Source organism: Sneathiella glossodoripedis JCM 23214 (assembly GCF_000616095.1).
GTDB classification, from domain to species: Bacteria; Pseudomonadota; Alphaproteobacteria; order Sneathiellales; family Sneathiellaceae; genus Sneathiella; species Sneathiella glossodoripedis.
The window spans coordinates 52111-66942 of sequence record NZ_BAMS01000003.1 but is presented as its reverse complement, the minus strand read 5'-3'; the positions used below and the strand labels follow the sequence as shown (position 1 = coordinate 66942).

At 51.6% G+C, this 14832-nt stretch carries 12 protein-coding genes and 3 pseudogenes; all 15 read right to left on the bottom strand.

All coding sequences use genetic code 11. From position 1 onward, the window contains the following. Positions 1-4: 4 nt before the first annotated feature. Positions 5-805: a bifunctional hydroxymethylpyrimidine kinase/phosphomethylpyrimidine kinase gene (gene thiD, locus JCM23214_RS12565; RefSeq protein ID WP_025899246.1), complete on the bottom strand. Its 801-nt coding sequence runs from the start codon at positions 803-805 to the stop codon at positions 5-7. A 20-nt stretch (positions 806-825) separates the two neighbouring features. Further along, positions 826-2174: pseudogene (gene glmM, locus JCM23214_RS26730) on the bottom strand (phosphoglucosamine mutase). A gap of 47 nt (positions 2175-2221) precedes the next feature. After that, complete coding sequence (folP, locus tag JCM23214_RS12555) at positions 2222-3295, bottom strand: dihydropteroate synthase (protein ID WP_025899245.1); 1074 nt, start codon at positions 3293-3295, stop codon at positions 2222-2224. Between the two features lie 9 nt (positions 3296-3304). Next, positions 3305-5235 (bottom strand): annotated as a pseudogene (gene ftsH / locus JCM23214_RS20640) (ATP-dependent zinc metalloprotease FtsH). Between the two features lie 126 nt (positions 5236-5361). Next, positions 5362-6693 (bottom strand): tRNA lysidine(34) synthetase TilS, encoded by a 1332-nt coding sequence (gene tilS, locus JCM23214_RS20635; protein WP_025899244.1) that lies wholly within the window; start codon positions 6691-6693, stop codon positions 5362-5364. Positions 6694-6734: 41 nt separating this feature from the next. Continuing rightward, positions 6735-7778, bottom strand: a complete 1044-nt coding sequence (ybgF, locus tag JCM23214_RS22575) for a tol-pal system protein YbgF (RefSeq protein ID WP_159104359.1) — start codon at positions 7776-7778, stop codon at positions 6735-6737. A 220-nt stretch (positions 7779-7998) separates the two neighbouring features. Then, positions 7999-8538, bottom strand: coding sequence for a peptidoglycan-associated lipoprotein Pal (gene pal, locus JCM23214_RS12535; RefSeq protein ID WP_025899242.1), 540 nt, complete (start codon positions 8536-8538; stop codon positions 7999-8001). A 131-nt stretch (positions 8539-8669) separates the two neighbouring features. Beyond that, positions 8670-10022 (bottom strand): Tol-Pal system beta propeller repeat protein TolB, encoded by a 1353-nt coding sequence (gene tolB, locus JCM23214_RS12530; RefSeq protein ID WP_025899241.1) that lies wholly within the window; start codon positions 10020-10022, stop codon positions 8670-8672. Next, positions 10019-10978 (bottom strand): cell envelope integrity protein TolA, encoded by a 960-nt coding sequence (tolA, locus tag JCM23214_RS12525; RefSeq protein WP_025899240.1) that lies wholly within the window; start codon positions 10976-10978, stop codon positions 10019-10021. The genes tolB and tolA overlap by 4 nt, the downstream gene beginning before the upstream one ends. Before the next feature lie 18 nt (positions 10979-10996). Further along, complete coding sequence (gene tolR / locus JCM23214_RS12520; protein ID WP_025899239.1) at positions 10997-11458, bottom strand: protein TolR; 462 nt, start codon at positions 11456-11458, stop codon at positions 10997-10999. Positions 11459-11463: 5 nt separating this feature from the next. Next, positions 11464-12183 carry a protein TolQ gene (gene tolQ / locus JCM23214_RS12515; RefSeq protein ID WP_025899238.1) on the bottom strand — a complete coding sequence of 240 codons (720 nt, stop codon included), beginning with the start codon at positions 12181-12183 and terminating at the stop codon, positions 11464-11466. 2 nt (positions 12184-12185) lie between these two features. Beyond that, the gene (gene ybgC / locus JCM23214_RS12510; RefSeq protein WP_025899237.1) at positions 12186-12659 is read right to left on the bottom strand and encodes a tol-pal system-associated acyl-CoA thioesterase; all 474 of its coding nucleotides are present in this window, start codon (positions 12657-12659) and stop codon (positions 12186-12188) included. Next, positions 12649-13694 (bottom strand): annotated as a pseudogene (gene ruvB / locus JCM23214_RS20625) (Holliday junction branch migration DNA helicase RuvB). The gene ybgC and the pseudogene ruvB overlap by 11 nt, the downstream one beginning before the upstream one ends. Then, complete coding sequence (gene ruvA / locus JCM23214_RS12500; RefSeq protein ID WP_025899236.1) at positions 13691-14320, bottom strand: Holliday junction branch migration protein RuvA; 630 nt, start codon at positions 14318-14320, stop codon at positions 13691-13693. Before ruvA ends, ruvB begins: the two are co-directional and overlap by 4 nt. Further along, complete coding sequence (gene ruvC / locus JCM23214_RS12495) at positions 14317-14832, bottom strand: crossover junction endodeoxyribonuclease RuvC (RefSeq protein ID WP_025899235.1); 516 nt, start codon at positions 14830-14832, stop codon at positions 14317-14319. Before ruvC ends, ruvA begins: the two co-directional genes overlap by 4 nt.

Here is a 14832-nt window from a genome sequence, read left to right as displayed (position 1 = left end):
ATACTTAAAATGGTGAAACAGTGTGCCCGTGATTTAAGGGGCCATGGCCTTTTCCATAGCCGGGCGCCGTCTCAATCGCAATCTCCACATAACGAAGCGCCCTCTCGACACTGTCTTTAAGGCTCATTTGTTGGGCAAGTCCTGTTGCAATAGCTGACGACAGTGTACAGCCAGTACCATGGGTATGTTCACTATAAATGCGAGGATGCTCAAATCGATGTGTAGCCTCCCGCGTCATAAGCAAATCAATCACAGACGGCCCCTCCATATGTCCGCCTTTCAGCAGAACCGCACCGGGCCCCATATCCAGCAACTGCTCAGCCGCTTCTTTCATATCAGCTTCTGTTCTGATCTCATGACCAACCAGTTTTTCAGCCTCTGGAACATTGGGGGTGAGCAGTGTTGTGTGGGTCGATACCAAGCGGGTAACAACGGCTTTTTCAGCATCGCTTTTCAGCAGAGCTGCACCGCCTTTTGCAATCATCACCGGATCCAGCACAATCGGTGGCAACTCACTGGTTTCGTCAAAATAGTCGGCAATGGCGTTAATAACTTCAACGCGGTGCAACATACCAATTTTGATTGCATCAAGACCAATATCTTCTTTGACAACGCGGATCTGCTCAACCACGAAAGCAGGATCAATCGCCATGATATCAGTAACACCCAAGGTATTTTGGGAAGTCAGCGCCGTCAGGGCCGAAGCGCCAAAACCGCCAAGAGCTGTAATCGCTTTTAAATCGGCCTGAATTCCGGCGCCGCCACCGGAGTCAGAACCAGCAATCGTTAAAACACGTCCCTTCATCGCATCTCCCCCCAAGGTGATCAACTGGATACCTGCTCCACTTCGCCAACAATATCGTCGACCACTGCTGTTACCAGATCAACATCCACCCCTTCACCCATTACACGGATAAGCGGCTCGGTGCCGGATTTACGGATCAGCAGCCGCCCGCTGTCACCCAGTTTTTCCTCACCAGCAGCAATCGCATCCTGAACCCGATCCGCATTCAAAGGATCTGTGCCTGAAAAGCGCACATTTTTAAGAATTTGCGGATAAGGATCGAAACTTCTGCAAATCTCGCTAACTGGCTTTTTCTGCTCAACAATCACCGATAACACCTGTAGCGCCGCGATCAATCCATCGCCTGTGGTGGCGAAATCGCTCATCACCATATGACCGGATTGTTCACCGCCCAGATTATAACCATTTGCCCGCATATGTTCGACTACATAGCGGTCCCCAACTGCGGTTCGAACCAGATCCAGTCCTCGCTCATTCAGAAACTTTTCCAGCCCCATATTGGACATCACCGTTGCAACAAGGCCACCTCCCTGCAACTGCCCGCGTTCGGCCCAGCTGGCAGCGATCAACGCCATAAGCTGATCGCCGTCAATCAGCTCCCCTTTTTCATCGCACATGATCAACCGGTCCGCATCTCCATCAAGAGCAATACCAAGATCCGCCCCCTCCTTCACGACGCGTGCGCACATGGCTTCAGTCGCGGTGGAGCCGCATCCCTCATTGATGTTAAAGCCGTCGGGGGTAACACCCATGGAAACAACCTCAGCTTCCAATTCCCACAAAACGGTTGGGGCGACCTTGTAGGCTGCACCATTGGCGCAATCGACCACGATCTTAAGCCTTTGAGCAACTGATTTTTAGGAAAGCTGCTTTTGGCAAATTCGATATAGCGCCCCCGCGCATCCTCCAGACGTGTGGCGCGGCCCAACTTTGCCGGCGCCGCCAGCTCAATATCCTCTGATTTCTCAATAGCCGCTTCGATCTGCAATTCCACCTTGTCAGACAGCTTGTAACCATCCGGGCCAAACAGTTTAATCCCATTATCTTCGAACGCGTTATGCGACGCTGAAATCATGACACCCAGATCCGCTCGCAGCGACCGGGTCAGCATTGCAATAGCGGGGGTTGGCAGCGGCCCCACCAGAATGACATCCATACCAACAGAAATAAATCCGGCGGTCAGCGCCGGTTCGATCATGTAGCCAGACAGACGTGTATCTTTTCCGATCACCACGCGGTGGCGAAAATTCCCACGCCCGGCAAATCGCTTTCCCGCGGCCTTGCCAACTTTTAGGGCAATTTCGGCCGTCATGGGCTCCTTGTTGGCGGTGCCACGGATGCCATCTGTTCCAAAATACTTGCGACTCATTTTCGAATATTTACCCCTCAACGGGCGACCCGCAGGTCCCGCCCCGCCTAATCTATCAATGAAGTATCGTCCATAGCCCGCCAAATTGCAATTGCCTGGCGGGTCTGTGCAACATCATGAACCCTGAATATCTGAACGCCGGCTCGAAGCCCCATCAATACCGCACTCAAGCTTCCGCCGATACGCTCCTGAGGATGCGGTGGCGCCATTTGATCGATCTTTCCAATAAAGGATTTTCGCGATGCCCCGAGCAACACCAGACACCCAAGGGAGTGAAAAAAATGTAACCCTTTAAGCAGCACCAGATTATGTTGAACCGTCTTGCCAAACCCGATACCCGGATCAACAATGATCCTGCTTTTATCCAGTCCTGCATTTTCACATACAGCAATTCGCTCTTTCAGATAATCAATAACGTCAAAAAGAACGTGATCATAACTTGGATTGTCCTGCATGACCTTAGGATCAGCAGAACTGTGCATCAGGCACACGCGGACATTATTTCGCGCCGCGATTTGCAGGCTGCCCTCTTCATATTCAAGCGCCGTTACGTCATTGATCATATTGGCACCCGCCTGAATGGCAGCATCCATGACTTCAGCTTTTCGGGTATCGGCTGACAGGAACGGGGCAAAACCCTTTGCTCTTTCAATGACCGGCACAATACGCTTTATTTCCGTTCCGACTTCAACAAGATCGGCGCCCGGGCGGGTACTCTCCCCCCCGAAATCCAGAATAGTCGCACCTTCTTCTGCCAATTTTCGGGCATGGGCTATGGCACGCTCGGTGCTATCAAATTGCCCTCCATCCGAAAAACTGTCCGGTGTGACATTCACAATCCCCATAATCTCCGGCCCTGCTTGCTGCTTTTGCAGTCGCAGTCCATCATATGCGGCCAAGGCGTCCAGCTGCCTCGTCACATCCTCTGCATGTGATTGAAGATTACGGCTCCAGGCTTTAACATCCGCCCGCTCAAAATCAGCCATAAGCCGGACAACAGCGCCCTCGCGGATGGCTACCGTCAGCATATCACCTGTTTTTGTCTGACTGGGCGCAAGATACACCCTTTCAGATTCAGAAAGGCTCCGCGGCAAAGCGGAGCCTTTTGTCAGATTTGTCATCACCAAACCTTATGAGCCCGGCTGTGGTTCGGGCTCAAGCCCGCCCCCTTCTGGTCCGGATTTTTTATGCCCATCAGCTTCAGGTACGGTTGAGCCCGGTCCCTGATCAATGGTTGGATCGTCATCTTCTGGCCGATGAATATCACCGCCGTCCATCAGGATTTTGATCTCGTCGCCTGACAGGGTTTCATATTCCAGCAGACCTTTGGCAATCCGATGAAGCTGCTCGATATTTTCTGTCAAAATCTTACGGGCAGTCTCTTCGCCTTCCTCGACGAAGCGGCGCACTTCCTGATCAATCAGCTGAGCTGTCGCATCAGAAACGTTTTTCTGTTGCGCAACAGAATGACCAAGGAATACTTCTTCCTGATTGGCGCTATACATCAACGGCCCCAACTTGTCAGAAAGTCCCCATTCGGTCACCATCCGGCGAGCCATATCTGTCGCCATCTTGATATCACCTGAGGCACCGGTTGTTACCGCATCATGACCAAAGATCATCTCTTCGGCAATACGGCCACCCATGGCCACCGCCAAGTGAGCAAGACACTGGTCACGGCGCAACGAATAACTGTCTTTTTCAGGCAGGCGCATCACCATACCCAGTGCACGACCCCGCGGAATAATCGTCGCCTTGTGGATCGGATCGGATGCCTTCATATGCATGCCAACCAGCGCATGGCCACCTTCATGATAGGCGGTCAGCTTTTTCTCCTCTTCGGACATCACCATGGAGCGACGCTCTGTGCCCATCATGACTTTGTCCTTGGCTTCTTCAAATTCCTGCTGGGTAACCAGACGGCGTGATTTACGCGCTGCCAGCAACGCAGCCTCATTCACCAGGTTGGCAAGATCAGCACCCGAAAAGCCTGGTGTTCCGCGCGCAATAGTTCTCGCATTGACGTCATTGGCAAGGGGAACTTTACGCATATGCACTTTCAGGATCTTCTCGCGGCCGATGATATCAGGATTTGGAACAACCACCTGACGGTCAAAACGACCCGGACGCAATAACGCAGGATCAAGCACATCAGGACGGTTGGTCGCTGCAATCAGAATGACACCTTCATTAGCTTCGAAGCCGTCCATCTCAACCAGTAACTGGTTCAATGTCTGCTCGCGTTCGTCATTGCCACCACCAAGGCCAGCACCACGATGACGTCCAACTGCGTCAATCTCGTCAATAAAGATGATACAGGGAGCGTTTTTCTTACCCTGCTCGAACATGTCGCGAACACGGCTCGCGCCAACACCGACAAACATTTCCACAAAGTCAGAGCCGGAAATGGTGAAGAAGGGAACATTGGCTTCACCTGCAACAGAACGTGCAAGCAATGTCTTACCAGTACCCGGAGGGCCCACCAGCAGACAGCCTTTTGGAATTTTACCGCCAAGACGCTGATATTTTTGCGGATTTTTCAGAAAATCCACAACTTCCTCAAGCTCTTCCTTGGCTTCTTCAATACCCGCGACATCTTCAAAGGTCACTCGGCCCTGCTTTTCTGTCAGCAGTTTTGCTTTTGATTTGCCAAACCCCATGCTTTACCGCCACCGCCTTGCATTTGACGCATGAAGAAGATCCACACACCAATGAGCAGCAGCATCGGGAACCATGACAGCAATGTCGCCATCAACAGGCTTCCCTCTTCCACTGGAGCTGCAGTGATACTTACGCCGCGCTCGGTAAGGCGCTCGACCAGCGAATTATCATTGGGGGCATAGGTCGAGTAGTTCATCCCACCGTCATTCTGCCCGGTAATCTTCTGGCCCTGAATGGTGACAGCAACAATCTCACCGTTATCCACTTTTTCAAGGAACTGCGAATAAGGCAGGTTCTGCCCTGCGGTGCGCTGACCCGGGTCACTAAAGAGGTTAAACAGGATGACGGCAAGCATGCCAATAATCACCCAAAGCACTAAATTTTTTCCAAAAAGATTCACAGACAATCTTCCCATATGAAATCCGCTGTCAATTGCAACAGCGGATCGTAATTGAAACACCCCGATCATCGGGGAAATATCTTAAATATAAGTCAATATACATGACTTCCAAGGGGACAGATCAGTTTAAGACGACCTTTTGGCACCCACTGTTGGAATGAATACCATTTCCAAGGCGTCATTTGCAATGCCTAAGCCTGCGTTTTCTGCCAAAATCAGCGGTGCCGCTACCAGTTTTTCACCCTGCCAGAGTGACGGAAGATTTTTACGGATCTGCGCAGGAAGCTTCTTCGCTTCCTCTAAAAGTTCCAGATCGGCAATCTGTTGCCAGCCATCTTCCCCAATAACCCGTATCCTGAAAGAGTCCAACCGATCTGAATTTGACACTATTTCAGGTGCACAGGATACACAAAAGCGATTATCCCAAATCAGCTTACCCCCGTTATAAGGAAGTATTTCCAGTCCCGCTCGCCCCGGCTCCCGGCTGATACGCAACTGCCCCTTCGTCACTTGAAGCAGGCACCCCGATAATGTGCTCGAAAATTGATCCTCGCCTGAGACGATCCTGTCATACAGGCGTTCAATTTCCTTCAATCTCGAATACCCATCCTGACCATTAACCACTGAAATCGCCCGCTGAAGACATCGAAGCGCAATTTCTTTTGCTTCACTTTCAACCAATTGAGCATCAACGGTTGCAAAACCGAATTCGCTAACGGATATCCATGTGTCCCACGCCTTTTGCGCATAACTATTCAAGGCAGCGTCTGCACTTTGCAGCCGATTAATCGAAAGAGACAGCTTTTCCAGACTACTCTCTGGCAGCGCTGCAATATCGCGCACAACACGCCCCAGTGCAGTCCGGGTATATTTTGGATCCTCGTTGCTGGGATCTTCAATCCAGTCCTGTCCGTTTTGGGTGAGAAAATCTCTCAGACTTTTACGCCGAACCCCCAAAAGCGGCCGCAAAATCTGCAACCCATCCCGCGTCGTCACCTCGGACATGGCCCTGAGCCCGCTCAGCGCACTTCCCATTGCAAATCGCTGAACGAAAGTCTCCAACTGATCTTCCAGTTGGTGCCCTGTAAACAGGTGATCAATTTCTCGGTTTTTACAAAATTCACTGATCAGCCGGTAACGTGCATCGCGGGCGAACGCCTGAATACCAGATTGCGGCACCTCTCCCTGCCGGGTCAGAATACAATGTTCAATCTGGTACCGGGCAAGCCATTGGCCAACCAACTGCGCTTCCTCTTTGGCTTCTGCTCGCAGCGCATGATCAACCGTGATCCCAACAAGCGATACATTATTCTTGCGCGCCCATTGGTCCAATAACAGAACAAGCGCCATACTGTCCGATCCACCGGACACAGCAACCGCCACAGTTTCAGGGCATGCGGAGCCTTTGAAATTCCGTTCCATGGCAGCAGTGAAAGTCTGCTCAAGGGGCTGTAGCATATGCCTCACTCGCTCAAAACACTGCCCGGGTTAAACCAGATTTACGGACAGTTGAATTTCTGTTTCTCACGGGCAGCAATCTGTTTAAGACGGCTTGGCAAAATATCAAACTGACGATCAAGCTGCACAAAAGTAGCACAGGCCTCTTCAATCTGATCCATACGTCCCAGCGTCATACCAAGCTTGAGCAGATTATCCGCCGCCTTTGAGCTGTCAGGATAGTTCTGATATCCGTTTAAAAACGAGGACGCGGCATTATTGTAATCACCGCGCACATAGTAGGTCTCACCCAGCCAATATTGTGCATTTCCCGCCAATGTATGCTGCTGATTCTGCTCCAGAAACTGGACAAATGCCTGCTCTGCGCCTGCGTAATCGTCTTTGCGAATTAGGCTCATCGCCAGATTATACTGCTCCTCAGGTGCAAGGGTGGCAACCGAACTTGCAGCGGCTTCCCCCGCGGCTTCCCCTGCAGTTGGCGCTGTGCCTGATGCCGCACCAGACGCTGGCAAAGTGCCTAAAAGTTTTGTCCCTTGCGGCAACTCTCCGCCCTCTGCAACTCTGGACGGATCCACTGGTTGAGAGGTTACCGCTGGCGAATTAGGCACTGCCGCCAGTGTATTTGCCTGCTGATCTTGAGGGGCATTAGGATTAGCCTGTCCCACCACGCTCTGATTGCCGCCATCAAGACGCCGTTCAATTTCGCTCAAGCGATAATCAATATCCAATATCAGCTTATCGAGCCGGGATTTCAACTGATCCAGCCTGAAATTCACTTCTTCGGTTGACCCGGTTACGCGGCGTTGCTCCTGCTCAAGCGCATCAACGCGGGCCGATAGCAGTGCAATGCCTTCATCACTTCCGGTATAGCTGGGCGTCGTTCCTGATGACGAAGAAGAAGCGGGAACACTCTGCCCCTGAAAAACTTTGCGCTGCACACTGTTCAGGTCAGCTTCCAACCGGTTCATCCGATCCAGCAGCGCACGAACATCACTGCTCTGTGCATGCAAAAGTTCAGGTACTGACACCGTAAGAACGGCCATCGCAATCAGAAATACCGCAGGTTTCAAGAGTGTCTTTCTCATTTCACCACTATTCCAGTTAGAAGTTACTTTCAACATCGCCCAAACTGAGACTCGCGCCAATATCAGGCGCAAGGCCCATCAAAGCACAGCCACAAGATAGGAGCCCATTGTGACAAAAGCGAGGCTTTTAAAGAAAACCAAGGACCAGATACAGAAAACCCGCCTGCAACTCCAGCAGGGCTGGCTCACAGGCGGGTTAATCAATTCCGTTTAAATGGCCTTAGTTTACGACCATTACACCACGGCGGTTCTGCTGCCAGGCTTCTTCGTTATGGCCAAGGGCAACTGGACGCTCTTTACCATAGGAAATTGTATCAACCCGAGAGGAAGAAACACCCAGTGTTACCAAATAGTTTTTAACCGCTGTCGCACGACGATCGCCAAGCGCAAGGTTGTATTCACGTGTGCCACGCTCATCCGCATGCCCTTCGACAGTTACTGTCACACTTGGGTTTGCTTTCAGCCATTCTGACTGACGCTGGATTGTGGAGCGGGCTTCGGCTGTCAGGTTATACTGATCAAAACCAAAGAACACACGATCACCCACATTCAGGACCAGATCTTCCTGGCTGCCTGGCTGCACGCTGGAGCCGCTGTTGGATGAAGAAACTGATCCGCTGGAACCAGAAGAAGAGCTAGCCTGGGACGTTGCCCCGCTACCAGAGCTGTCGCCTGAATCAGTCGGCGCAGTTTCACAGGCTGCGACCAACGTTAGCGCAGCAATCATACTCAAGAATTTTAGGCCAAGATTGAGCCGCATTTACTTAACTCCCATGCTATGGAAATTCATATTTTTGGGTATATCTGGTAAAGTCATGTCAATACAGTCGTATTGGATGCTGCTAAACTGGATAAACCCCCCGAAAAAATTTGTACCACTATACGTTTGCTCTAATCCAGAATCAAGGGCGACCACGCCGGATCGGAACCATCTCTTGGAGTAAGCACTTCTCTTTCGTTATAGCCTGTTAAGTCTATAGACCACAAGCGAACTTTGTCCTGTGCATTTTTTCCTTTGCCCGGAATTTGCCTGAAAAACACAAGAACACGTCCATTAGGCGCCCATGATGGCCCCTCATTATGAAAACCTTCGGTCAAAATCCGCTCTTGTGAGCCATCCGTGCGCATAACGCCAATAGAAAACTTGCCTCCCGTCAGCTTGGTGAACGCGATCAGATCCCCCCGTGGTGACCACACAGGTGTGCCATAATTGCCACGTCCGAAGCTGATCCGCTTGGGGTTACTCCCATCAGAATTCATGACATAAAGCTGCTGTCGCCCCCCTCGATCAGATTCAAACGTGATCTGTGTGCCATCCGGGGAAAAGGAAGGCGCCGTGTCAATGCCCGGGTGCTTGGTCAAGCGTTTGATGGCTCGGGTTCGCAAATCCATCAGATAAATATCCGAATTGCCATTTTCCGCCATGCTCATCACCACCTGATTGCCTGATGGTGAAAATCTGGGTGCAAATGTCATTCCCGGAAACTCTCCCAGCACTTCCTGCTGGTTAGTATCAATATTCAAAAGATAAACCCGCGGCTTTCTATTGAAATAAGACAGATACGTAATTTCCTGCTGACTGGGAGAAAAGCGGGGCGTTAGAACAAGATTATCCCCATTGGTCAAAAACTGGTGACGCTCCCCATCCTGATCCATGATGGCAAGACGTTTGACCCGGCGATTTGCAGGCCCACTTTCGGACACATAAACAATTCTGGTATCAAAATATCCATCCTCGCCCGTCAGCCTTTTATAGATCGCATCCGCAACTTTGTGAGCAATCCGGCGCCAATTGGTTGGTTGCGCAGTAAGCTCCTGTCCGGTGAGATACTGCTCTGAAAACACATCATACAAGCGAAATTGCACTTTGATCTGTCCATCTGGCAATGCCTGAACACGCCCAATAGCCAAGCCTTGCGCATCAATTTTTCGCCAGTTCGAAAAGACGGGAATAGCGTTAATGTCAGATGTTTTTTCAAGAAAGGCCTTCGGATTTATGGGCTTGAACAAGCCTGACCGCTCAAGATCGGCCCGAATGACATCGGAAATTTTCTGCCCGACAATGGTTGCAACCTCTGTTTCGCTATAGAAATTGGTAATTGCAATCGGAAGCGGCTGAATATTGCCTTGCGTAATATCGATAACAAGCTCGGATCTGGCGGGGCCTGTCGCCATCACCACCAGAAGAACTGCCATAACCCAAAATCTTGCAGTCATGGCCAGATCGCTTATCCGTCGTTTCATTGTCCAAACATCTCCCTTGGATCAAAGTTTAATGTTATCTCGCGCCAACGATCATATTTGTCAATCGGCAAGCTGTAGGACTGACACTGCAGCACTGCCCGAACCGCACTCTCAGCCGCAATTTTTTCAAACCGTGTCCTGAAGGATGTTGGCCTTATGACCTCGGGTGTCCCCTGCACCTTACCTTCACGGTTCAATTCGATTTTCACCGTCACAATCAGATCCTCTGCATTGACACTGCCCGTTGGCGGGTTCCAGCATTTCTGAACCTGACGCTTGAACGCATCTTTTTCACTCAAGCTCAAAGGAAGCGACAAATCCCCCCCTCTGGTCGACGAGTTCGGCACTTTCTCAGCAGATTGAGACTTTTTTGTGTCACTCTGCTCAGGCGCCTTTGGTGCAGCTTCCTTCTTTTTCTTGTCCAACAGCGCGGAAATCCGGCTCAAGTCGAATTTTTTCTCTTCTTTCTTGGGCTTTTCTACAACCTTCTTCTCCGGCTTTGGCTCCGGCTTGGGTGCAGGTTTGGGTTTTGGCTTCAAGCGCGGCGTTGGGACCTCACTTGGCTTATCCTCTACTTTTGGAGCTGGCTCCGGTTCCGGTTCTGGCTCCGGAGCAGGTTCAGGCTCTGGTTCAGGTTCGGGCTCTGGTGGCGGCGGTGGTGTCGGGGCTGGCTCTGGCTTGGGCGGCTCTGGTGGTGTTGGCGCGGGCTCCGGTTTAGGCTCTGGCTCTGGCTTTGGCTCTGGCTTGGGTTCCGGTTCAGGCTCCGGTTTTTTCTCTTCTTCAGGCTCAGGCGCAGGTTTCGGAAGATTGGTGATATCCGCGATCTCGACAATATCAACTTCAATGATGGTGCTCTCTTCAAGGATCTCAGGATCCCTGAAAATTGGCAAACCGGTATACATCAGGATCATTATGATCAGATGTATGGCTGCTGATATGAGCGCGGAAACCTTCATGTGCAAACTGCTTCCTGCCTATTTGCTCTGCTCTTTTGGCGTATATTTCGGCAAGCCTGCGGAAACCATTGCAACACGGGTAAAGCCGGCGTCATGGATTTCCCCCATAACCTGCAACACCCGGCCATAATTGACATCCCTGTCACCGCGCACAAAAATGCGCTGGTCCTGCTTGGCTCCCGTTACGGCTTGTAATTTCTCAACAAGTCCATCAACACCAATCTCAACATCTTCCAGATAAACACGCCCCTCGCGATCCACACTGATAACAAGCGGTTCGTCATTTCCCTGTACGGTTTTGGATTTTGTCTCGGGCAGTTCCAGTGGCACACCGACCGTCAAAAGCGGCGCTGTCACCATAAACACAATCAACAGCACCAGCATCACATCGACAAATGGCGTCACATTGATTTCCGACATGGACTGATGACGCCGCTTGCGGCCCTTACCCGTAAAAGCGTTGTAATCGTTGCTATTCATGACGATTACCCAAGGTCCAGTTGCCGGGACAGGATCGCGGAAAATTCGCCTGCAAATCCTTCAAGGCGGGTAATGATCCGCTGCAGATCATTGGTGAACTTGTTATAGGCAATCACAGCCGGAATAGCAGCGACCAGCCCCAATGCGGTCGCAAACAGTGCCTCAGCAATACCCGGGGCAACGACAGCCAGGCTGGTGTCTTTGGTCGCGGCAATCGCCTGGAAACTGTTCATGATCCCCCAGACAGTTCCAAACAGCCCCAAAAACGTGGCCGTTGAACCCACTGTCGCCAAAAACCCCATATATTTTTCCAAACGCTCGACCTCACGATCAATGGCAACGCGCATCACCTGATGAATGCGGGCCTGCAAACCGGTGTGAGCGTGAACATCAATGCCGTTTTCAGTTGATCTTAGCCACTCGCGCATGGCTGTCGAAAACAGCATTGCAAGCGGGTTGTCCGGGCTAGAGCCAACACGCTTGTACAAATCTTCAAGATTGCCACCCGACCAGAAATCCTGCTCGAAATCATCTGAATCAGCAGTTACGCGCCGGAAGCGAATGATTTTGTCGATAATAATGGCCCAGCTCCAGAATGACGCCAGAATAAGCGTGATCATAACAAGCTGTACAACAATGTCCGCCTGCAGGAAGAGATCAAACATCGACAAATCGTGACTTAAGGCTCCCAGTTGTCCACCAACAGTTACTGCGTTTTCTTCCATTCTTACACCGTTGCTCCTGACCTGTTCACTAGTGAGGCAAAACTATCTTTGATTTGAGGCAAAAAACGGGCAGGTCGTCCGTTTTTCTGCAAGCACGCGACACGCACCCTGCTTTTTATCAGCAACTCTTCCCCTCTGAAGATATCCTGCTGCAATCGCAAGGAAGCGGATTTGAGCTCCAGCAAAGTTGTGCGAACCCGAAGGGTCTCGTCCAGATGGGCGGGTTTTAAAAATTCGATCGCACTATCGCGAACCACAAAATTCTGACCATGCTCCGTCATCATTTTCGGCTGATCAATGCCGATCCCGCGCAGCAGATCACTTCGCGCACGTTCCGTAAATTTCAGATAATTGGCGTGATAAACAATTCCGCCCGCGTCCGTATCTTCCCAATAAATCTGCACAGGAAAAACATGGCAAGTCTCGCCCTCTTCGGTCACATCAAAGTGACCCAGCATGTGCTGCTTATTCGTCACCCGGCAACCCTTTCATCATATCCAGTTGCCGGGAAATTTCCTTGGGAAAGAAAAGGCCCAGATGATCAAATGCCGCTTTGGTGAGCAAGCGCCCGCGCGGCGTCCGTTGCAACAACCCCTGCTGAATAAGATAGGGCTCGATAATATCCTCAATGGCGTCGCGTGGCTCTGACAGGGATGCTGAAAGCGTCTCCACTCCGACAGGCCCGCCTGAAAAATCCTCGGCAATTTTGCGAAGATAGCGCCGATCCATGGCATCCAACCCCCGCGCATCCACTTCCAGACGGTTAAGCGCCCTGTCCGCTTCACGCGCTGTAACCACCGCATGGCCTTCTACCGCGGAAAAATCCCGAACCCGCCGAAGCAACCTTCCTGCCACCCTTGGCGTGCCACGGCTACGCCGCGCAATTTCTGCCGCACCGTCTTCACTAAGCTCGAATCCCAGCACGCGCGCACCGCGAGAGACAATCAGTTGTAATTCGTCCGGCTCATAGAAATTCATCCGAAGCGGAATACCAAAGCGTTCGCGAAGTGGTGTTGTGATTAACCCCGAACGTGTTGTCGCCCCAACCAGAGTAAAGGGGGGCAGATCGATCCGCACGGATCTCGCCGCTGGTCCCTCCCCGATGATCAGATCAAGATGAAAATCCTCCATCGCCGGGTATAGAATTTCTTCTACCGCCGGTGACAGACGATGAATTTCATCAATAAACAGAACATCATTTTCTTCAAGATTTGTGAGCAAGGCTGCAAGATCACCCGCCTTGGTGATCACAGGCCCCGCGGTCGCCCTGAAATTCACGCCAAGTTCGCGCGCAACAATCTGCGATAGGGTCGTCTTACCAAGCCCGGTGGTCCGAAAAACATAACATGATCCAACGCATCCCCACGCGCTTTCGCAGCCTGAATAAAAACGTTCAGATTTTCACGCACCTGTCGCTGCCCGATGAAATCACCCAAGACCTGAGGGCGCAAATGACGCTCGTTATCATCCAGATCCTGCTGCAACGACGATACAAGTCTGTCTTCTGTCATGCGGCCAGCTCCTTAAGGCCTTCAGTAATCAACTGCTCAACCGTTGCCTCTGCTCCCAGCTTTCGTCCCGCCGTCGCAACGGCCCCAAAAGCATCAGCGCGATTATATCCCAAATTCACAAGTGCGGACACCGCATCCCCGGCTGCTCCATGATTTGGGGATGCCTGTGCTTTCGCGCTACTCTTTGCGGCACCCTCGGTAAAGGCAGCCGCTCCCAGATCCATTTTGGCAACCTTGTCTTTAAGCTCCGCTGTGATCCGCCCGGCAACCTTGGGGCCGATCCCGCTGACACGGGTGAGCGCGGTCTTATCGGCCGACGCAACGATCTGTGTCAGTTCCTCTCCAGAATAAATGGACAGAATGGCCAGGGCGACTTTGGCACCTACGCCCTGTACGGTCTGCAAAAGTGTGAACCAGGCTTTCTCTGAAGACGTCTGAAAACCATAAAGGTGAATATGATCTTCGCGCACATGGGTCTCAACCTGAACGGAGACGGCCTCCCCTGTCGCTGGCAGATTTCTCAGCATCCGTGCCGAGGCATATATCAAATACCCCACACCGCCCACATCCAGAATGAACCAGTCTTCTCCGGCACTGTCGAGTATTCCGCTCAGTTTTGCAATCAATGAGACCCCCCGGCCATAAATGTGGCCCCCTTTAAAGCCCGATTGGATCCTGCATAATGGGCGTGACAAATCGCAACGGCCAGCGCATCAGCGGCATGCTCATTACTGATTTTGCATTTGGGCAGCAGCATGCCAACCATAACATGGATTTGTTCTTTGCCCGCATGCCCTGCACCAACAACAGATTTCTTGATTTTATTGGGTGCATATTCTGTAACCGGCAGGTTATGAAGCGCCGGTACCAGCAACGAAACCCCGCGCGCCTGCCCAAGCTTCAGGGTAGAAACCGGGTTTTTATTGACGAACGTCTCTTCAACAGCCGCCTCATCAGGTTGCCAGTCACCAATGACCTTCTCCAACCCTTCATATAGCTGAACCAACCGCTTTGACAGATCGAGGGATGCATCCGACGTTATGGCACCATTGGCAAGATGGCGAAGAGAATTTCCCTCCGCCTCAATTATGCCCCAACCCGTATTTCTCAGCCCGGGATCCAGGCCCAACAAACGCAT

Coding starts and splice junctions, on each gene's coding strand:
- thiD (WP_025899246.1), bottom strand. CDS start 805: ATGAAGGGACGTGTTTTAACGATTGCTGGTTCTGACTCCGGTGGCGGC.
- folP (WP_025899245.1), bottom strand. CDS start 3,295: ATGACAAATCTGACAAAAGGCTCCGCTTTGCCGCGGAGCCTTTCTGAA.
- tilS (WP_025899244.1), bottom strand. CDS start 6,693: ATGCTACAGCCCCTTGAGCAGACTTTCACTGCTGCCATGGAACGGAAT.
- ybgF (WP_159104359.1), bottom strand. CDS start 7,778: ATGAGAAAGACACTCTTGAAACCTGCGGTATTTCTGATTGCGATGGCC.
- pal (WP_025899242.1), bottom strand. CDS start 8,538: ATGCGGCTCAATCTTGGCCTAAAATTCTTGAGTATGATTGCTGCGCTA.
- tolB (WP_025899241.1), bottom strand. CDS start 10,022: ATGAAACGACGGATAAGCGATCTGGCCATGACTGCAAGATTTTGGGTT.
- tolA (WP_025899240.1), bottom strand. CDS start 10,978: ATGAAGGTTTCCGCGCTCATATCAGCAGCCATACATCTGATCATAATG.
- tolR (WP_025899239.1), bottom strand. CDS start 11,458: ATGAATAGCAACGATTACAACGCTTTTACGGGTAAGGGCCGCAAGCGG.
- tolQ (WP_025899238.1), bottom strand. CDS start 12,183: ATGGAAGAAAACGCAGTAACTGTTGGTGGACAACTGGGAGCCTTAAGT.
- ruvC (WP_025899235.1), bottom strand. CDS start 14,832: ATGCGTTTGTTGGGCCTGGATCCCGGGCTGAGAAATACGGGTTGGGGC.